The organism is Dyadobacter sp. HNCC25DJ183 (assembly GCF_056895175.1).
The window spans coordinates 364,464-384,945 of the sequence record NZ_JBXHAP010000002.1 but is presented as its reverse complement, the minus strand read 5'-3'; the positions used below and the strand labels follow the sequence as shown (position 1 = coordinate 384,945).

General features: G+C 47.5%; 15 protein-coding genes. 5 read left to right on the top strand and 10 right to left on the bottom strand.

The window, feature by feature from the left end; translation table 11 throughout:
* Positions 1–43: 43 nt before the first annotated feature.
* From AC1XTG_RS05635 to AC1XTG_RS05615, 5 genes are all read right to left on the bottom strand, one after another.
* On the bottom strand, positions 44–562 hold the full coding sequence (locus AC1XTG_RS05635; protein ID WP_056279880.1) for an acyl-CoA thioesterase: 519 nt from the start codon (positions 560–562) through the stop codon (positions 44–46).
* 18 nt (positions 563–580) lie between these two features.
* The gene (locus AC1XTG_RS05630) at positions 581–1,447 is read right to left on the bottom strand and encodes an outer membrane beta-barrel protein (RefSeq protein ID WP_484841320.1); all 867 of its coding nucleotides are present in this window, start codon (positions 1,445–1,447) and stop codon (positions 581–583) included.
* 199 nt (positions 1,448–1,646) lie between these two features.
* Positions 1,647–2,345, bottom strand: coding sequence for a head GIN domain-containing protein (locus AC1XTG_RS05625; protein ID WP_484841319.1), 699 nt, complete (start codon positions 2,343–2,345; stop codon positions 1,647–1,649).
* Positions 2,346–2,408: 63 nt separating this feature from the next.
* The gene (locus AC1XTG_RS05620) at positions 2,409–4,979 is read right to left on the bottom strand and encodes a PspC domain-containing protein (RefSeq protein ID WP_484841318.1); all 2,571 of its coding nucleotides are present in this window, start codon (positions 4,977–4,979) and stop codon (positions 2,409–2,411) included.
* Positions 4,980–5,007: 28 nt separating this feature from the next.
* Positions 5,008–5,382, bottom strand: coding sequence for a PadR family transcriptional regulator (locus AC1XTG_RS05615; RefSeq protein WP_056279874.1), 375 nt, complete (start codon positions 5,380–5,382; stop codon positions 5,008–5,010).
* 171 nt (positions 5,383–5,553) lie between these two features.
* Between AC1XTG_RS05615 and AC1XTG_RS05610 the strand changes: the two genes are divergently transcribed.
* From AC1XTG_RS05610 to murA, 4 genes are read left to right on the top strand one after another with little or no spacing between them, the layout of a single operon-like run.
* Positions 5,554–6,093 (top strand): dihydrofolate reductase, encoded by a 540-nt coding sequence (locus tag AC1XTG_RS05610; protein WP_484841317.1) that lies wholly within the window; start codon positions 5,554–5,556, stop codon positions 6,091–6,093.
* Between the two features lie 23 nt (positions 6,094–6,116).
* Entirely contained in the window at positions 6,117–9,215 is a 3,099-nt protein-coding gene (porU2, locus tag AC1XTG_RS05605; protein ID WP_484841316.1) for a putative type IX secretion system sortase PorU2, read from the top strand.
* Positions 9,216–9,272: 57 nt separating this feature from the next.
* A complete protein-coding gene (locus AC1XTG_RS05600) occupies positions 9,273–9,995 on the top strand; it encodes a DUF4290 domain-containing protein (protein WP_157474534.1) in 723 nt (240 codons plus the stop codon).
* Between the two features lie 39 nt (positions 9,996–10,034).
* Positions 10,035–11,342 (top strand): UDP-N-acetylglucosamine 1-carboxyvinyltransferase, encoded by a 1,308-nt coding sequence (gene murA, locus AC1XTG_RS05595; protein ID WP_056279870.1) that lies wholly within the window; start codon positions 10,035–10,037, stop codon positions 11,340–11,342.
* Positions 11,343–11,519: 177 nt separating this feature from the next.
* Here the strand turns inward: murA and AC1XTG_RS05590 are convergent, their stop codons facing one another.
* Positions 11,520–12,374, bottom strand: coding sequence for a 3-keto-disaccharide hydrolase (locus AC1XTG_RS05590; RefSeq protein ID WP_484841315.1), 855 nt, complete (start codon positions 12,372–12,374; stop codon positions 11,520–11,522).
* A 133-nt stretch (positions 12,375–12,507) separates the two neighbouring features.
* Between AC1XTG_RS05590 and AC1XTG_RS05585 the strand changes: the two genes are divergently transcribed.
* Positions 12,508–13,830, top strand: coding sequence for a cryptochrome/photolyase family protein (locus AC1XTG_RS05585; RefSeq protein WP_484841314.1), 1,323 nt, complete (start codon positions 12,508–12,510; stop codon positions 13,828–13,830).
* On the opposite strand, the gene AC1XTG_RS05580 is transcribed toward AC1XTG_RS05585, so the two are convergent.
* The 4 genes from AC1XTG_RS05580 to AC1XTG_RS05565 all read right to left on the bottom strand — a co-directional run bounded on the left by AC1XTG_RS05580 (position 13,831) and on the right by AC1XTG_RS05565 (position 20,415).
* Positions 13,831–15,111 carry a M16 family metallopeptidase gene (locus AC1XTG_RS05580; RefSeq protein ID WP_484841518.1) on the bottom strand — a complete coding sequence of 427 codons (1,281 nt, stop codon included), beginning with the start codon at positions 15,109–15,111 and terminating at the stop codon, positions 13,831–13,833.
* A gap of 77 nt (positions 15,112–15,188) precedes the next feature.
* Positions 15,189–16,340, bottom strand: coding sequence for a type IX secretion system outer membrane channel protein PorV (gene porV, locus AC1XTG_RS05575; protein ID WP_056279863.1), 1,152 nt, complete (start codon positions 16,338–16,340; stop codon positions 15,189–15,191).
* A 105-nt stretch (positions 16,341–16,445) separates the two neighbouring features.
* Entirely contained in the window at positions 16,446–19,823 is a 3,378-nt protein-coding gene (gene porU / locus AC1XTG_RS05570; RefSeq protein ID WP_484841313.1) for a type IX secretion system sortase PorU, read from the bottom strand.
* Positions 19,801–20,415, bottom strand: coding sequence for a hypothetical protein (locus AC1XTG_RS05565; protein WP_484841312.1), 615 nt, complete (start codon positions 20,413–20,415; stop codon positions 19,801–19,803). Before AC1XTG_RS05565 ends, porU begins: the two co-directional genes overlap by 23 nt.
* Positions 20,416–20,482 lie beyond the last annotated feature (67 nt).

Below are 20,482 nucleotides of genomic sequence, written 5' to 3'. Positions count from 1 at the left end.
AGAGTTGAACCGTAAAATTACCAAATAATGGATGCAGATGAAGTTAGCCGGCCTGAAAAAGCGCTTTGAGCTCAGTAGCATCTGCGGGGTTCATCCTGTTGGCGAGTACCAGCCGCAATTGGCGTCTTCTGAGTGCGCTGAGATACAGCTCGTGTTCCTCGTCGGTTTCAGGTTCCAGCGGCGGAACTTCAATGGGCCTTCCATTTTGGTCTACGGCGACGAATGTGTAGAATGCACGATTGGTACTCACCCGCTCGCCTGCCGGTATATCCTCCGCCCAAACTTCCAGAAAAACCTCCATCGAAGAATTGAAAGCACGCGTAACCTTGGCGCGCATGGTCACGATATTGCCCAGGCGGATCGGTTCGGAAAAGGACACATTATCCACTGAGGCTGTCACCACAATGCGGTTGGAATGCTTCTGCGCTGAAATTGCGGCACAAATATCCATCCAATGCAGCAGCCGCCCGCCCATCAGATTGTTCAATGTATTGGTATCGTTTGGAAGTACCATTTCGGTCATTGTTACCTCCGACTGGTGCGGGTGCTTTGGTTTCAGCATGATGTTTTTTGAATAAACTTAAAATTTAGGGCAACGTGTTTTCTTTCTTTCCCTGGCCTGCATCCGGTTCCCAATCCGGTAAGCTGCCTTGGCCTGCAGAAATAAGTAGCTGTCTTTGCTGTCCGGATTTCCCCGGCTGAATCCCGGCTGCCGGGCAGGCTGGCCGATCTCGGGAGCTCGGTCGGAAAGTCGGCGCGCGAGATCGCTGGGCAGTAAGTCGGGACTTGGGTAAACGGTACTTACATCGTCGAGGTAATCAGAATTGACAAAATTACTGCAGATCTCAATACCCAGATCAAACCGCTCGGTTACCTGAAAAGATACGCCGATACCCGCTGTAAAAACGAGCGGGAGCCTTTTGTACTTGACACCTTCGGTAGTTAGCGGCGCCAGTTTTTGCCAGGCACCGTCGATCTCTGCTTTCGGGTTCAGCAAGGTAAAACCAATGCCGCCGAGTAGATAGGGATTAACCCGCGCCTGCCGGTTAAAGGAAAAAAGGTCTGCCTTGATGCCGATATTGAGATCCGGGTTGAATGTCTTGAAAGAAAGGTTATTCTGGAAGTTCTTGGAGTATTGCTGATCTGCCTTTACGCCATAAAACCGGAGCTCTCCTCTTGCACTGAAATGCTCTGTCAACCGGTACAAGGCACCAATGGAAATGGCTGGCCCTAATCCCAAATGCTTCATACTTACTCCGTCACGCAAATCGCCCATGTAATAGGCAACGCCCACGCCGGCTGTTAAACTCAGATCCCCGAACGGACTAACATACCGCCCTCCAAACCGGGACCTGCCTTGTGCATTACTGTTTGAAATTGTTCCAAAAACCAGGATCAAAATGGTTGCCGCAACCAGCCGGAACGTTTGGGTAGACTTACTTCTCATCCCTCAAAAATTTTAATACTTACTAGAATAATGGCTTATCCGAATAGTTTGTAATAACGACCAATTTCAGAAAAAGAGGGAAGGTTAACGTGCGTAAATATATTACTCTTGCCTTAATAAGTTGCTTTTGGGATTTGGCATAAAACAAAAAAGCCGGACTAAGCCGGCCTTCTTCTTCTTCATGGTGAACTTGAAACGATCACTCCCCTCTTTTCACAGAGCTCGCTCCGGAAGTACTGGAATGAATATCTTTTGCGCCGCCCGAGTAGCGGACGCTGCTTGCGCCGGAAGCTTCTGCGTGCACGGCATTGCTTGCAAATACTGCCGCGCTGCTCGCTCCTGATGCATCTATATTAACTTCTTTGGTTTGAAAATTGCTGCCGCGGAATGAAGAAGCACCCGATACTTCTCCGTCCAGAATATCACAATTCCCATTCAATGTAAGCGACGACGCACCTGACAAGTCCATAGTCACCTTCGCAGCCGTGAGTTCCATATTGACCTTGGAGGCTCCACTCACTTCGATTTCCATGTTTTTAACGCCGGAAAATTTAGCTACCTGCGCATTGCTGGCTCCTGAGAAATCAACACCCTGCAAATTCGGCATTGTAATACTTACATTCACTGTTTTACGGTTTCTGTTCCAGCCATTTCCCTTGTAACCCAGTTTCAGCTCGCCACCCGAGATATTGGCTTCCATATCCTGAAGATCCTCTTCCCGGCCCGTTGCGGTTACACTATAGTTACTGCCTTGTTTCACATCAATTTTGAATGCACTGCCCATCGCCAGCCTGTTGAAGTTCGAAACGTTGAATTTCCTGGTGGTCTGCGCTATCGAACTTAGTGAAACTGCAACGAGCGCGAGCAGGGTGATGTGAAATACAAGTGCCTTTTTCATGATAATGATCTGTTAGTTTTTTCGAAAGATGATTCCGCTTTACTGAAAGTTGCACGAATGCATTTACTCCTGGATATTAATTTTGCTCGCTCCGCTGGCGTTTCTGTCCAGATTAGGAATCCGGCCCAGCTCTACCTTGGAAGCACCCGATGCATCTACATCCGCATTCTGAATAATCATTTCATTGGCAGTCAGCTTACAAGCTCCGTGCACATCAAGCGAGGCCGACTTGGCAGATCCGCGCAATGTAGCTTTTGAAGCACCAGACAGGCTCAGTGTCAGCTGATCGACGTCCACATTGAATTCCGATTTGGATGCGCCGGATACCTCTACATTCAGCTTAGGCAGCGCTTTGAAGCCGGATACCAGCGTTTTATTAGCTCCTGACAGGTTTACCGATTCCACCGTTGGCATTGTGATCACCAATCCTATTCTCTTCCAGTCGTTTCCAAAAAGGTTGAAATCAGCAGAGCGTTTCACTCGTAACGTACCTTCCTCAACTGTCACTTTCAGATCGTCGATCTCCTCCTGTCCCTCTGAGTCAGCGGTTACATTGAACTCACTTCCCTGACGAACTACGATCGAGTATGCACCTCCGATATCTATTTTGGTAAAATTGCTTACTGGGAACTGCTTGATGTAGTTACCTCTTTCTCCCAGATCGAGATCACTGTTGTAGTCATTTTCAAAAGAATAGTTCGCATTTTCATTATCCTCCTCACTTCTCAGGAAACGCGCAGGTATATTGGTACATACCAGTCCAGAGTCACGTTTTACAACCCAGATCAGGTTATCCCATTTTACATCTTCATCATCCAGACTATACCGCTCCATTCCCTGCGACCCGGATTCCCATTCATTTAACGAATAGTAAAAATCGCGGGACATAATGAACGGTTTGTTATAAGGCACATTCAAAGTCAGATCAATGCGCTGGTCGCGGAAAAGGCGGTTTGACAATGCAGGTCCGTCATTAAACAGGAAGACAGAATCTTTCACTTCCACATTGTATTCCAGCATTTCGGCATTATGCTGTGCATCTTCCCTCGTGCGGCCACGGGCATGGAGTGTTTTTACAAGTTCGAGACTGTCTGATGCATTGAATCCGGCCAGCCTGATATCTATGTCCACATTGTCATCTTCGTAGCTTGGATTATAGTTGAGCGTCAAAGTACCATTGGGAACAGGGTAAAATACGGATTGTACCACTTCACCCCGCTTCGCAAAATTCCTCTGAAACGAAATCCCGCCGATCGTCGAACCGATGATACCTACGATCCAGAGCCCCAGCATGGTCAGCCACACCGTACCGCCCACAATCCTTTTATTCGACAGAAGTGTCAAGCCCAGGATCAGAAAAGTAGCCAGCGGAATAGCAGCTACCAGCATTCCCGAGAGAACGAGCGTACCCGGAAGTTCCTGAAAAATACGGAATCCGATAGGCAGATCATCAAAAACAACCTCGTTGGCCAGCCCGAAAGCAACTCCCATTCCCACGATCAGTGAAAACAAACCAAGTACCGACATCGCGATCAGGAATGCGCCAATGGTAACCCTGAGAATGGGACCCAATCCTTTAAGCAACTTCCCCAGCGCAGCGATGATCAATGCAATGGCACGAAAAGGGAAAAGAAGAATTTTGGTAATCCCGTGCTCCTCGCCCCCTTTTTCTTCCAGGTTAAGGCTTTGTTTGATATTTGATTCGATATTGGATAATGTGATCGGCTCCCCCTGCATTTCCATTTTCTCGGTAAGGGTATTCGCCACCGGAGCGATTACCCAAAGCACGATATAAATGATCACACCAGTTCCGAATAGAAGAATGGACAATACCCATAGAAACCGCACAACACCCAAGTCAACCCCGAAATAGGAAGCAACGCCCGCCGCTACACCCCCGACCACTTTTCTGTCCGGATCACGATAGAACTTCTTGATCTGGGTATCTTCCTCCAAAGTGGAAGATCCCGGAAATGCTACCCACATGGCAATGTAGACCAGCACCATAAACCCTGCAAACGGGCCAAACTCGTCTTCCATGTTCAGGCCCATCATACCCGAGCCGGCGGGTAAGCCGATTACTGCAAACAGGAACGCAAGTCTGACCCAGATCGGATCAATGGTAAAATGGTGCGCCAGCCCGGCCGCTACACCACCCAGCAGCTTACGGCGCAAATCGCGGTACAGCTTGCGGGGCGCTACGGGCTTGACAGGCTCTGTAACCGGTGGAATGTAAGAAGAGGATGAAGTACTTTCAAATGACGGACCTGCATTCGACGAGTAAGCCGAAGAAGCTGTTTCCTGAGCCGGTACCGCAGTTCTGCCAGCTGTTTCCAGCGGATCTGCAAGAATATCTTCCGCTTGTTCGATGGCTTCAAAATCGGCTACCGTACCCATTGCAGCAATCAGCTCGTCTACATCCGAGAGCGAGATTACCTGCTTTACTTCTGCTTTTTGTTTGTTGATAAACCGTTCTGCGACGCGGCCCTCAATATCCGACACGATCTCCTTGCTGTCTGCAAACGAGGAAAAGTACCGCTGGATCGAGTTGAGATAACCTTTTAATTTCTCGTACCCGTCCTCCTCAATATGGAAGATGATACCGCCAATATTTATGCTGATTGTCTTTTTCATGGTTGAAATAATCGAATGTCTTGTATGATCAGTTAGGGTCAGGAAGATTGCCAGGAGCTGTTTTGCTCAATTCCTCTGTACGCCGAATAACGGTTGTGACCGATTCTGCCAGCTCAAACCAGGTAGCTTGCATCGCATCGAGAAATACCTTCCCCTCATCCGTCAAAACATAATATTTCCTGGGCGGTCCCGAAGAGGATTCCACCCATTTGTAGTCCAGCCAGCCCGAATTTTTTAACCTTGTCAAGAGAGGGTACAACGTGCCTTCCACCACCATGATGTGAGCCGATGTAAGTTCATCCAACATATCCGAGGCGTAAACCTCGCCCCTGGATATGATGTGCAGAATGCAGAACTCCAAAATTCCCTTTCGCATCTGCACTTGGGCATTTTCAATATTCATGTGGTTTCATGTGTTAATTAAATGAATAAGTTCATGGCTAATAGATAGAAATTCATTCTAACACAACAAAGGTATACACAGGTACTTTGCGATGCAAGGTACCATGCGAAAAAGATGTGATGCTTGTGAGGAATGGTATTTTTGTTTGATGACCGGTAAATAGTAATGATCATGACTGAACAACCCTTTAACACGAGCTCCCCATTAAGCCGACCCGCACTCTATATCATTGCCGCAATGAGTGAAAACCATGTGATAGGGAAAGAAAATCACCTTCCCTGGCACCTGCCTGATGAATGGAAGCATTTCAAGGAAGTTACCGCAGGCAGGGCATTTATCATGGGCCGCACCAGCTTTGAGGCACCGGATGCGCTGCATTCTTCCAGGCTGAATGTAATCCTGTCTTCCAGAACGGATCAGCCGGAAACACCTGGAACCGTGTACGCCAAAGATATTCCGCAGGCACTTGCGTTACTTTCCGGCGAAAAGGAAGTATTTATATTAGGAGGCGCGCATGTATTTGAACAAATGCTGCCGCTTGCCAGTAGACTATATCTGACCATTGTTCACGCTCAGCTGGAAGGCGACGCGTTTTTCCCGGTAATCAATCCGAATGAATGGAAACTGACTGATTCTGAGTACCACGGAGCAGATGAAGCGCATTCCTATTCGTTTTCGATGAATTTATATGTGAGAAAAACAGCGGACTGACCTGCCGGATTTTCTCAAACCAAATGCACAAAAAGCAAGTACACACTATCTTCCTGTTTCTGATCGCTGGTGTTAAAGCCTTCGCCCTGCAATATGCAGGTGATGAATGGATCAACGATCAACAGAATTATTATAAGGTTTCTATCGTAAAAACAGGTTTTTACGAGCTTAGAACTTCCCAGCTCCTGAACGCAGGAATTCCTGTCTCCGCCATTCCATCAGGCGCATTTCAGATCTTCACAGGCGGAAAGGAAATTGAACTTGAGGTATCACAAGATGCCGGACAGCCGCTTTCCGGTGACGGCAACATTCGCTTTTTTGGAAAGGGCAACGACGGCGCAAACGATACCTCACTTTACATTCCACCCGCTGTAATGCCCCATTCACATTATAGTTTGTATTCAGATACGGCATATTACTACCTCACCTGGAAACCGGATGGTAAAGCTGGGAAAAGAACCGCGTCAGTGGCAGGAGATTCCACTTCCATTAAATTCAGAGAGGTACTGCAATTGTACAACTCGCATTACCTGCCTGGCAGGTTTTATCCAAAAGGCAGCGGCTTCGATAGCGGCTCTGTTATGTCGGTTTATGATACCGGCGAAGGCTGGACGGGGCCGGAGTTAATGGAAAATAAACAGTTCGGGCTCACGATTCCCACAGAGGATGCAGATTTCAACAGATCAGATTCTATTTCATTTGAAATGCTGCTGGCAGGGTGGTCAGCCGGCCGGCATTTGTTTGAGTTTTGGTTAAAGAAGGAAGGCAGCTTGTTACGAAAACTGGCTGACGTTCAATTTGACGACTACGATACCCATTTGATCCGGTTGAAAATCAGCCGCGCAGACCTGGATAATGCAGGAATTTTCCACGCAGCCCTCGTTCCGGCCGGTGCAGGCGGGCACATTTCAGTTTCTTACTATCAATTTACTTACCCACAAAAGCACAATCCTGAGGACAAGGTTGTCTATGAACAACTTACTGAGCTTACTCAGGTACATTTCCGCCAGATAGAAGCTGGAAAGGCCGACTACCTGATTATCACACATCCGTCCATGCGCATTCCGTTACTAGGCGAAGATCCCGTAGCTGCTTATGCAAAATACCGCGCATCGTCCGCTGGCGGCAATTATAAGCCTCTGATTGTTCATACGAGTGAAATTTTCGACCGGTTCAATTATGGGCTACCCGGACCGGCCGGCCTGAAAAACCTGATTAACAAACTGGCGCCGGATTTGAAGTTTGTACTGCTGATCGGCAGGTCGGTAGATCCGCAAAAAGCACGGAAAATCTCAAACCCTCGTGAGGCAGATATGGTGCCCAATGCGGGCTGGCCAGGGTCGGATCTTTTGCTCGCCATTAACAAGAAGTCTCTGGTTCCCGTCGGCCGGATCAATGCAGTGACTTCGCGGCAGGTCTGGGATTATTTACAGAAAGTAAAAGCAATGGAAGCCCAGCCAGCAGCAGCTCCCTGGCGAAAAAAGATATTGCATTTGAGCGGCGGCAGGTCACGGCAGGAGCTCTCTGTTTTCAAAGATTATGTAAAAGGTTTTGAACAGAAAATCAACGGTTCGGCTCTCGGCGCGGCTGTTGAAACCATCTCGAAGGAAACAGACGATCCGGTTGAGAAAATACCGCTTCATAAACAATTGAATAAAGGCGCCGCATTATTGACCGTTTTCGGGCATTCCGGCCCGGACGTAACAGATATCGACATTGGCTTTGCCAGTGACCCCTCGCAGCAGTATCGCAACAAACCTTTCTATCCGGCCGTGATCGTGAATGGTTGTGCGTCCGGCAGCATCTTTTATTCACCCAAAACCCTCAGCAGTGACTGGATATTTGCTCCTGATAATGGCGCAGTTCTTTTCCTGGCGCATACTTATAATGGCGTTTCGACGGCGTTGAGGCGGTATACCGACTTTTTTTACGAAGTATTGGCCGACCCTGCATTCACCAGTCTTCCTTTTGGAATGATCCAGCAGGAGGCGATCAGGCGAAACCTCACAGGCGGGGCGAACATCTATGATACAATTACTACGCAGCAGATGAACCTCCACGGTGATCCTGCAATCCGCATTTTCCCTGCCCGGCTTCCGGATTATACCATCGACTCCACTTCGCTGGTCATTTCAGATGGTACTGGTGGAACTTTCAATGCAAAAAGTGACAGTTTGCTTGTCAGCCTGGCTGTTCTGAATAATGGAAGGTACCGGAATGATCCGTACGGTTTTTCGTTCCGCATCATTCGTGGCTCTACCATTCTTGCGACTTATAAACTGAACAGGCAGGCGGTTACTTTGTCGGATACGCTGCAGTTTTCCATTCCTAACCATTCGCGATTTCAAGAAACCGATTTACTGGACTTTGAAATTGATGAAGACGATGTGTTAGATGAAGAGAATGAGAGAAATAACCGGTATACTGTCAACATTTCCAAACCCGGAAACAGCGCTGCGCGACCCGACCGCAGCCCGCCTGCGCTACTCGTCAGGCTGGACGGAAGGTTTATCGAAAATGCTGATCAGATTGCAAACGGAGCTCTAATCGAACTATCATTAACAGATCCGGGCGCTACGGTTGCCAGGCAAGATACCGCCGGCATTGTTATGTGGCTCAAACCTTTGTGCGACGGCTGCGAGGAACAGCGGCTTTATTTCACAGGTGCTGCCTGGCAGAATGCAGGTCCCGAAAATTTTTATCTCACAAAAAAACTGCCAGACTACCTTGCTCCCGGAACCTACCTTTTGACGGTCAGAGCACGGGATTTGAACGGAAACTTTGCACCGGATTACCAGATTACATTCAATATTTCGGAAAAAGCGTCCATTGGACGCATTGAACTTACACCTAACCCGGCTACAAAAGCGTTTGTATTCAGGGCGACGATCTCCGGATCAAAAGCACCGGAAAAGGCAACATTAATAGTCACAGACCTTTACGGACGAACAATTTCGACGTTGCACCTCCGTCCGCATATTGGACGTAATGAATGGGTTTGGGAACCCGGTAACCTTGTAGCGGGCGTATATATCTACAAAATCGCATTCAATGACCTGGTGCCTGTATTTTCATCAGCGGGCGAAAGCGGGGTGAGCGGCAGATTATTATGGTTTCCTTAAAGATTTCTTTCGGTAAAAACTTCTTATTTTTGTCCATTACATAAATAATCCATTGTCTTGAAAGAATACGGTAGTAACGTACAAAAGCTTGCCGACCACATTGTTAAAATGGAGGATAAGGCAAAACGCAACCTTTACGCGCACATCCTGATTGAACTAATGCGGCAGATCCATCCTAATATGAGGGATAACCAGGATTACACCAACAAGTTGTGGGATGACCTGTACATTATTTCCGGTTTTGAGCTCGACGTTGACAGCCCGTTTCCCCCTCCATCCAAAGAGGCGCTTGGTAAAAAGCCCCTCAAAGTAGGCTACAACCAGCAAAATCTGACTTATCGCCACTACGGCAGAAATATCGAGCTGCTGCTCGAAAAGGCAATTCAAACCGAAAACCAGGAGGACAGGCTTGCTTTTGTTTCCTACATATTCCGGCTGATGCGCTCATTTTTCAATGCCTGGAACAAAGACAATCCCGAGGATAACGTATTGCTGGGACAACTCGAACAACTTAGCAAAGGCGCTTTAACAGAAGAAATCGACTACATTCGCCAGAACGGTCCGGTGGATGCTGCTCCTAAAGACCGCAACAACAATGGCGGCGGACAGGAAAGAAACCGCGGCAATCACGCAGGCGGCGGATTTAAAGCACAAGCCACTCACAATTCGGAACGCCAGGGCGGCAATAGCCAGGGTAATTCAAACAGGAACAGGCCAAACAAATTTGCTGGCCGCAACGGTAACAACAACCGTAACAACCGCAAAAAATCCGGAATGTAAATTCCGGTGCATTGTATTTCTTCAACTGCCCAACCAATCATGGCTTCATTTAAAATAACCGGGGATAGACGTCTCAAGGGTGAAATCGTACCGCAGGGAGCGAAAAACGAAGCGCTCCAAATTATATGCGCTGTACTCCTGACCAAAGAACCTGTAACAATTCATAACATTCCCAACATCCGGGACGTAAACCAGCTGATCAACCTGCTGGGCGACCTTGGTGTTCAACTGACCAGATTGAGTGAAAGCTCCATTCGGTTCGAAGCAAGTAATATCAACCTCGATTATCTTGAATCTGATTCATTTCGCCAGAAAGCGGCTGCTTTAAGAGGCTCAGTAATGCTGCTTGGCCCAATGCTGGCACGTTTCCGCAAAGGCAGGATTCCTCGCCCGGGAGGTGATAAAATCGGCCGTCGGCGACTTGATACGCACTTTCTAGGTTTTGAAAAGCTCGGTGCAGAATTCAGTTATGACGAAGAAGACGGCGGTTTTTACAAAGTCGATGCGGCAAATCTGAAAGGAGCATATATGCTGCTGGACGAAGCCTCTGTTACCGGAACTGCCAACGTATTAATGGCAGCGGTAATGGCCGAAGGAACCACGACCATCTACAATGCCGCCTGCGAGCCTTACCTGCAGCAACTTTGCAAAATGCTCAACAGAATGGGCGCCAAAATTTCAGGTATCGCATCCAATTTACTCGTAGTGGAAGGTGTAAGTGAGCTGAATGGTACAGAGCACACGATGCTGCCCGACATGATCGAGATAGGCAGCTTCATCGGTCTTGCCGCAATGACGCAGTCGGAAATTACGATAAAAAATTGCCAAATTCCTCAGCTTGGCATTATACCGGATGTTTTTCAGCGATTGGGAATTAAAATGGAGTTTCGCGGAGATGATATTTTCATACCTGCGCAGGAACATTACCGCATTGAAAATTACCTGGACGGATCAACATTATCTGTTGCTGACGCTCCCTGGCCTGGCTTCACGCCCGACTTGCTCAGTATTATCCTGGTAACAGCTACACAGGCGCAAGGCACTGTGCTGGTTCACCAGAAGATGTTTGAAAGCCGGTTGTTTTTTGTAGATAAACTGATCGAAATGGGTGCGCAGATTATTTTGTGTGATCCGCACCGCGCTACTGTCATTGGTCACAACCGCGAAACGCAGCTAAGAGGAATCCGCATGACTTCCCCTGATATCCGCGCCGGAGTAGCATTGCTGATCGCTGCAATGTCTGCAAAAGGAGTAAGTATCATCGACAACATCGAACAAATCGACCGCGGCTATCAGAATATCGATACCAGACTAAACGCGATCGGGGCGGAGATTGTGAGGCTTTAATAGGCTATCGGCTGTCGGCGGTCAGCTTTCGGCTATCAGCTTTAAAAACAATTTTGTCACACTGAGCGTACCGGGCCGCCGGGCGGTCGAAGTGCTAGCACTTCGACTCCGCTCAGTGTGACAAACAAAAACTGCCTTCATTAGCTGATTGCCGATAACCGACAGCCGAAAGCAAAATCACTTCTTCCCGTAGCTACACTTCCCATTATCCGCCTTCACGAAATAACTTTTGTAGTTAGTTGCTGTCGGGTCCATGCAGCCTTTCAGGTCTAATATCTCTACTTTCCTGAACTCTACCGGGTGGCTTTCGCTTTGCAGGGAAATGGAGCCGTGATCCAGTAACTTGCCGGCGATGATCAACGAAGGATCATTTCCGCTTACATTGCCACCGCCAAGCTGCGGCTTATTGTACTCCAGTACCATTTCACCATTTGCAAAATGCTGAATAAGCGAGTCGCCCAATACAAGTACTTCTGCTTTTACCCATTGATCCCCATTGTAAGTTTTCGATTTGGAGTTCACACAATGCTGGGTGATTAACTTTCCATCCATTACCACATTCGTCCCCGGCGTGCATAGGTTGCAGGTAGTGCGTACTTTGTCATTTCCTCCCAAAAGCTGTACCTCAATGGAGGCAGGAAAATCCTGGTCTTTGCCCATTGTTGCTGCGGGCTGTCCGTGTACCATGATACCGCTGTTGAGCCACGCCCAACCTTCTCCTTTCGGCGCCTGTTCGCCTACAAAGCGATATTCTACTGAAATGCGATAGTATGAAAAATCTCCTTTGTAGAAGATATGCCCGTATTTCTGTTTAAAATCATCATACTTGTCATACCGTACCACCATTTTTCCATCCTCAACCCTGAACGTGTTATTGTAGTTATCGTTGAGTTCATACCCGCGGATCTTGATATCCCACCCGTCGAGGTTCTTTCCATTAAAAAGCTGCTTCCATTCCTGCTTGTCGGCATTCTTTTGCGCAGATACACTCAGCCAGATCAGGCTGAAAAGCATGGTTAATTGTAATTTCATCTGGTAAATGGTTTTTAAAAGTTTTGGCCGGGTTTTTATGTGATATACTGAGCAACCCGCCGCATTGCCGGATAAATATAGTTTACTTCGGATTTATTCGTGCCTTGCCGAACTCATTACGTTAGAAGATTTCATGAGCCTGACAAAAAAAGAGAAAATCACACTATTCTGGTTCCGCCGCGACTTACGGCTGGAAGATAACGCCGGTCTCTATTATGCATTGAAGTCGCCATACCCTGTTGTCCCACTGTTTATTTTTGACAGGAACATCCTCGACGATCTTGATGGAAAAGACCCCCGCATTACATTCATTTACAACGCCATTGAAAAAATCAGAAAAGAGCTAAAACAACACGGTTCAGATATCCTGGTCTATTACGACTATCCACTGAAAGTATGGAAGCGGCTCAGTGAAGAATTTGAAATCGCCGAAGTATATACCAATACGGACTATGAGCCTTACGCGCTCGAAAGAGATCGCGACGTTTTTAATATTTTAAAAGAAAAAAAGACGGTTTTCAAAACAGTAAAAGACCAGGTGATCTTTGAAAAAAAGGAAATCCTCTCTGGTCAAAATACGCCTTATACTGTATTCACGCCTTATAGCCGCGCATGGAAAGAGAAACTGAATGACTTCTATCTTTCCTCCTACCCCACTAAAAAGTACCTCAAAAATCTGCAAAAGTGGAGCGGTTCTTCCATTCCGACGATGGGGGAAATGGGCTTTGAAGTTTCCGAATATCACTTTCCTGATGATGAAGTAAGTGAAACGCTTTTAGAGGATTATGCAGAGCAGCGGGACTTCCCCGCATTGCAGGCGACCAGCAGGATCGGCATACACCTCCGTTTTGGCACGGTGAGTATCCGCCAGCTGGCGCGAAAAGCAAAAGACCACAGTGCGGTGTTTTTAAGTGAATTGATCTGGCGGGATTTCTATCAGCAGATTTTATCCAATTTCCCCGAAGTCGGGAAAGGAAAAGCATTCAGAAGCGCATACGACCTGATCAGGTGGCGCTATGATAAGGATGATTTTAAAAAATGGTGTGAGGGAAAAACAGGCTACCCTCTCGTAGATGCAGGAATGCGGCAACTCAATGCGATCGGCTTCATGCACAATCGCGTCAGAATGGTTACGGCCAGCTTTTTATCCAAACATTTATTGATCGACTGGCGGCTCGGAGAAGCTTACTTTGCCGAAAAGCTGCTTGACTATGATATGGCGGCAAATAATGGTGGCTGGCAATGGGCAGCGGGATCAGGTACGGATGCCGCTCCTTACTTCCGCATTTTCAACCCCGCAGCACAGGCACAACGCTTTGATCCCAAAGGCGAATATATCAAAAAGTGGGTACCTGAAATCGGAACATCAGAGTATCCCGAGCCTATGGTTGACCATAAAATGGCCCGGGAGCGATGCCTTGAAGCATACAAAAAAGCGCTTGATAAGGCGAGGTAATTACTTACCGCCTGCAATGACCACAATCATATCTTCCGGTTGCAGGTACAAATTCGCCATGGAAATAACGTCCTCACTTGTTACTGCCTGGATCTTATCTATATAATGATTAAAAAAGTCACCTGGCAGTCCGTCCAGCAAAAGGATTTTCTGACGATCCGCTACCTCGAAGGCGGTATTTAGTGAACCGGCAAACTCTCCGGCCATAAAATTCTTGACCGTTGTCAGCTCTTCCGGACTTACCGGTTCTGTCTGCAGGCGATTGATCTCTTTTTTCATTTCGTCAATGGTAAGTTGTGTAAATTCTTTCTTCACATCAGTCCCGATCATGAAATAGCCTGCATTGCGAAGGGTAACCACGTGAGAGGAAATCCCATAGGTAAGCCCTTTTTCTTCCCGTATGTTCTTCATCAGCCTCGACCCGAAATAGCCGCCCAACAGTTCGTTGGTAACAAGCATTTTGAAATAATCTTCGTGGTGCCTGTTGAAAAGAACGCGCCCCATTCGGATAGAGGATTGCACGCTTTCTGCCTTTTCTATTACTTTCTCTTCGCCCTGGTAAGACGTAGAAACCAGGAAAGCAGGTTTAACCTGTCCTCCTTCCACGGGATCTTTTCCGAGGGTTTGGTTAACCAGCGCCACGTCACTTTCACTCACCTGCCCGGCCAGTACAACTGTAAACTTGCCGTTTCTGATAAACCGGTTATAATGGTCGAGAATCGCGTCAAGTGTCAATCGCTCAATGTTGGCTTCTTCCTGGCTTTGTCCGTAGGGATGGTCGGTACCAAACAGCCGCGCCCGGAATTCTGTTGTGGCCAGGTATGCGTTCTTTTCTTTGTTTACTTTGAGATTTTGCAGCGTGATATTTCTCAGCTCCTGCAACTCGTGCGCCGGGAAGCTGGCTTCGTGGATCAGCTGGCTGATCAATGGAAGAACCTCAGGTAAAAAGCGTGAAACGCAGTATACGACCACTCCTATACGGTCAGATGTATGTGTAAGTTCAGTAAATGCACCCAGCCGGTCAAAGGCTTCACTGATCTCGCCTGAGCTTAGTGAAGTGGTACCTTCCGGCAGCATTTTTATCGCAAAATAAGAGGCGCCTATTTCCTTTTCATACCAGTTACCTGCTTCAAAAATACACTCGATCCGTATTACCGGCTGTTCACCAATGTTGATCACATGCAGCGGCACACCATTGTCCAGGGTATGAGTCTGCGCTTCCGGCAAATGAATGGAGTTGATTACTTTAAAATCAGGAGCTATGGTGCGATCGAGTAGCATTACAATGGGGATCAAATAAAAAACGAATGACATTGCAATAACGCCATTCGTTTCGAAAAAATTAAAATATAGTATTCTTAGTTATCCGTGTCGCTCACATCCAGTTTCTCCGCTTTGTTCAGGCCAAGAGAAAGTGTGATACGGAGTGTGTTGGCAAGTGGACTTGTTTGTGAAACAGGGAAAAGGTAGGCGAAATCCACCGAGTACCTGTCCATAAAATGAATCCCGGCACCAGCAGTGAAGAATTTGTTATCTCCTTTCAGCTTGTTTTCGCCGTGGTAACCGCCTCTTAGTGCGAAAATGTTATTGTACCAATATTCAACACCTGCTGAAATAGCTACTTCCTGCATTTCTTCTTTGAAACCGTCTGGTGCGTCAGAGAATGAGCCAAATACGCCTTTGAGCAATGGTCTGGCATTGTAATCCGTTCCATCCGGAGTAGGTACCATTAATTTATAAGCGTCAACGATGAAGTTGAATTTGTTACGTCCGTCGCCAGTGAATGAAAGTCCGGCTCCAAGTCTGAGGTTGGTAGGGATGAAGTTTTCAGTATCCGTACCTGAGCCGTAATTGATTTTACCACCAAGATTGGAAAGTACAGCACCCAGCGACCAGGTAAGTTCGCTGCCAGTATCTTCATTCCTGATCTGCTTTCTGTAATATGCGCTGATATCACCAGCCGCAACACGCGCCGGGCTTAATGAAACCCCTTTGATTACGGCATCGCCGGCAAGGTTAGATGAAATGTATTTCAATGTTAAACCCATTGAAAAGTTTCTTCCAAGCTGGCGGGAGTAAGTACCGTTGATTGCCAGCTCGCGTGAATTGAAGTAACCCAACTGCGTACCTATCGCGTCACGCAGATCAAGCTCGCCATTGTTAAAGTAATTAACCGATAATGCAACTGCCTGATTGTCGCCCAATTTTTTGTAAGCTGACAAATACCCAAGCCACATATCATCTACTAAATTTCTCAACCAGGGAGTATAAGAAGCTGAAATACCGAAATCCTTGGTGTTATATGGAAGCTTTGCCGCATTCCAGTAAGTTGCATTCGCATCCGGGCTTGAAGCGACACCTGCCTCTCCCATCGCTGCGCTTCTTGCGTCAGGAGCAAATGTTAAAAAAGTAAGTGGAGAAGCGGGGATTCTGGCTGAATCTTGTTGAGCAGAAACTGAGCCTAGTGTGAGAATAGATAAAAAAGAAAATGCGCCAAAAAAAATTTTCATATAGAATGGATTTGCGATAGGAAGTGCTTTGTATCAGCTTCTTTTAAAGGGTCAAAAATACAATGAAAGATAGTTATTACTAAAAATTTGCTAAGTTTTATTACATTATTGAGAGCGTATCAACTTCCCTGATTTTTGGTCGAAGGTACTATCTTTTAATGATCGTATCAACAGCTGGTAAACCAATGGAACATGATAGGGAACCCCGCTTCCAAGTTGCTGAGCGCTCAGCGTTTCTTTTATGTTCGCTTCGCTGTTATAATATGACCACTTGAAAGTACCCAGACGCTGCCCGTTTACAAGCAAAATATTTAAAATTAATTCGACATCCTCATTCGCACGATCATGGTTTAATTCAAAAGACAGATCGTTTATAAAAGGATTGGGGAAAACTTTGGCTGCATTGAGCCGGATACCCCCTGGTTTCACTACCTGAAATCCGAACGATGATTCAGAAAAGTTAGTATACGTATCCCACACTTTTAGCCTCACATTATATTCACCGGCTGGCAAATTATCAAACGGATACCGGATTGTACCAGCCCGGTAATTATCCAGATCCGCTGTGAAGTACTCGTTGAGCACGGTTGTCAGCGTGTCATTTAAAGTCAATGTAATATCATGACCAATGCCGGTTGCTGAGAGGCTCACGCCATTATCATCCTTGATATGCGCGATCAGCACGGGAGAAGTGCCAACCCGGTCTCCGCTCCGGAACGCTGGCTCATCCATATAAGCTGAGATTTCCGGCGGCGTATTATCAACAAGCAATGCAGCGCTGCCTCCTACCGTCAAGGTAAGCTGAGCAGACGCGTCGGCTGTACTGTCATTCCGTACAGCGTACACATTCGCCCTACCCGGTCCGACTCTGTAATCAATATCTTTGGGCATCACAAACTGGCAAGTGAATACACCGTCTTTCACGGTGACAGCGCCGTCAAATAACCTGCTTCGAAACTCCGAATAACTTTCCGGGTTGCCCTCATTCCCCAGCGTTTCAAACTGGACCTGTTTATCATAAATAACCACGCGCGCTTTTCCGTTAAACTGCGTGTCACGCTGGTTATTTACCTTGCTAAAAACCTCGCCTGTCAAACTCACCTTCTGCAATGCACGCAGCGTGTCAGGCGCCTGCAACCACCGGATTCCCTTCTGCCCGCTGCCGAGCCGCATTGATGGATCCCCCAATAGCGTAAAATTCCTGTTGAGACTGCCTACAAGTGCCTTATTCTTGGTTTCCCGTATCAAATCCCCCATTAACCTGCCCTCCCCTTTCGTGATCAAGGCTTCATAAAAAGCTTTGCTCAGCGTGAAATTCGTACTTGAAAAAACCGGTCTTGTCGTACTTATTGCGCCTATCGCCGCACCTTTGGGACTAAGTACCATCGTTTCGGCGCCAGATACTGTGCCCGGATCATCGTACCTGCCAAAGTCGCAGGTTGCAGTAAACAGCAGCGGCAGATTGTTCATTCCCCTCGCGCTCAGCATATCCGAGAGCGTCAGCACCTGCTCTTCCGCCCAGCCACCCACTCCTCCGTGACCTGTGTAGTTGATGATCAGCGTTCCATTGTCAATTGCATTCCTGATCTGCCTGTTTACCTCCGGTGCTTTCTGACCTTCGGGAGTAGTAGTTTGTGGATATTGATCAATGAAAATCCGCTTCGAAGAAAAATCGTTTTCGATCAGACTAGCCAGCTGATCAGCGTGTCGCTGGTGAATATTCCCGTCTCCGTCATCCGCAATGAAGCGCACGATATTCTTCCAGCTGCCCTCCGAGCTGAGTGCTTCATAGCGGATCAGCTTGTCAACTACTACCTTGGCCTCGGCTACCGATTTTACCGGTAACCTTCCTACGCCAATTTCCAGCGTGTGGTCGCCAGCAGCCTGCTCGCTCCATTCTCCTTCATTTGGCTCCATAAAACCAAAATAATCGTCGGATGAATAAGTGTAAACCGGATTCAGCGACTCCCGGCTTTCATATACCGGAACCCAGTTAGCATTTTGTGATGGCGTCTGGCTTTTTGTCAGATTTTTATAATCAAAACTGGCGTCGCCGAAAAGAAGCAGGTACCGGAGCTTACCCGGAGATTTTAAATACAAATGCCGAACATAATTCCGGATCGCAGTTACATCGGGCCGACCTCCCGCAAATTCAGGATAGATCTGCCGGGTTGTTACCACGAGTGTTTTTAAATTGTTGCGACTGCTGCGAAATGCTGCAAGCCGCTTTGCTTCACTTTCCCAAGCAGCCGGTGTGATAATCAGCAAATCGGGGGTTTCAGCGGAAGCTATGTCCTGGCTTGCAACCGGTTTCCAGGACACCGGCGCAAAAGCCTGATCTCCCCTGAACCCGATATAGCGCGCAGGTTTCCGTCCGTCTTTTCTGGTAAATGTAAATGGACCGGAAGTATTTTGATTTGAAACAGAGGCCGGTCGTGCAGCGTTACTGACATTCCAAAGGTTCCATTCTGCTGACGGATCGGTAAACTGGTAAGTTGCTATGTCTGTGGATTGCGGCAAGAGGTAGTAAATCTGCTGTTTTTCGTCAAAGCGGAGCTGCCTTTTTACCTGCAATGCAAAATAATTGAGATAACCTTGTGCAGCAGCCTGCCCATTCTTGTTGTGTGTGACTGACAAACGAAAAACGCTGGAAGGATTTGAAGGGGCTGTTAACGCTGTCGTATAATCAGACCGCAGTGCTTTTACATCGTAAGTTCCTGCACCTACCGTCCCGACAGCGGTTTCACCCGCGGTCTCTCCATTCAACTGCCACACAAACCGTGTATTTACCGGCCCCGCAGCAATCGCCGAGCTCCTGAATTTGATTTCGGAAGCCGGCAGTACGCCCGGTAGCTCAGCCTCAACAGTGAGTGGCGCGCTGCTCAGGTATTCCCCCCACCATTCCCTGCCGGATTTCAGCAGGTTACTTGCATCCTGCTCGTGGTACCAGTAATCGTCAAAAAAGTTGATCACCTTCCCCGAAGCTACGACGGGATTCTCATTCCTGATTCGCAGACCCGCTTTCTGACCGAAATTCAGGAAATAATAAGAAGTATCTGAATAGTAGTTAATCTGGTGCCTCAGCTCGGCCTTTGCAGAATCGTATGAAATGACGTGCGGACCTTCTGCATAAAAGTAGATTACATCGGAATTATCAAACCTGCCATCTTCCTCTCCCTGAACCAGAATTGCATTTTCAGTCAGGCCAGCGACCGGCGCCTGGTTGGACTGAGGCAGCATTGCGCCGCCCGTGCCGAAAACACGTATTTGAGCTGGGTCGATTGTAGCTGGTGCCACGCCCATTTGACGCAACAGTGCCGCATCAATCTTGTGAATACCAGTTTGCGTTACTGCGAGCTTGTACCACTCACCGCTCGCCAGCACAGATTGTGCAACCAGCGAGATACCAGGCGAAATGCCCAGGTAAATCAGAACCGTAGAAAGTATTAATTTGAAATAATCAGCACGCTTCCACCAATGCATGGGCAGGTATTGTATATAGACGCTGTGAAGCTTTATCAGTGCAAAGTACCCGTGTTCTCCTCATCGTACCCCGCGTAAACACCCTGTTTTGAAACATGAAACTGGTACCCTCGTGGAGCTGCGCCAACGTTATCCTGCCGGTATCTGCTGCGTGCTCGTCATAGCTCCGGAGTGCATTGAAAAGCAGCTGGTCTCCACCGGTAGATGCAGCGGGGTTTTTAGCATAACGAACCAGGTGCACAAGAATGTCTTTGGGAAAAATATTTTCGTTCAGAACTGGTTGCAGCAACACACCGAATTCGTACTTCCACTCAGGCCCGTGCGGGGCGACCCTTTTCCTTAACTTCGTTTTGTATTTATAATGAACGACGCAATGTGCTACTTCATGCAGGTAAGTAACCAGAAAACTGTATGGATTCAGGTTGGCATTTACAGTTATTTTTGGGATTAATCCGGGCTTGACCGTAAAATCACCAAGCCTTGTGCGACGTGGTCGTGATAGGGAAAATGCAAAGTGATTGGTATGAAAGAGCTCGGCGCAGTAGCCGCTCGCGGCCGGGGGAACATGCAGGCCAAAGGATATGTTTTTCATCCTTAAATAAAAAAAGAAAAGCCCTATTTTCATAGGGCCTTTCCAAGATTTCGACTTGTACGTCTGA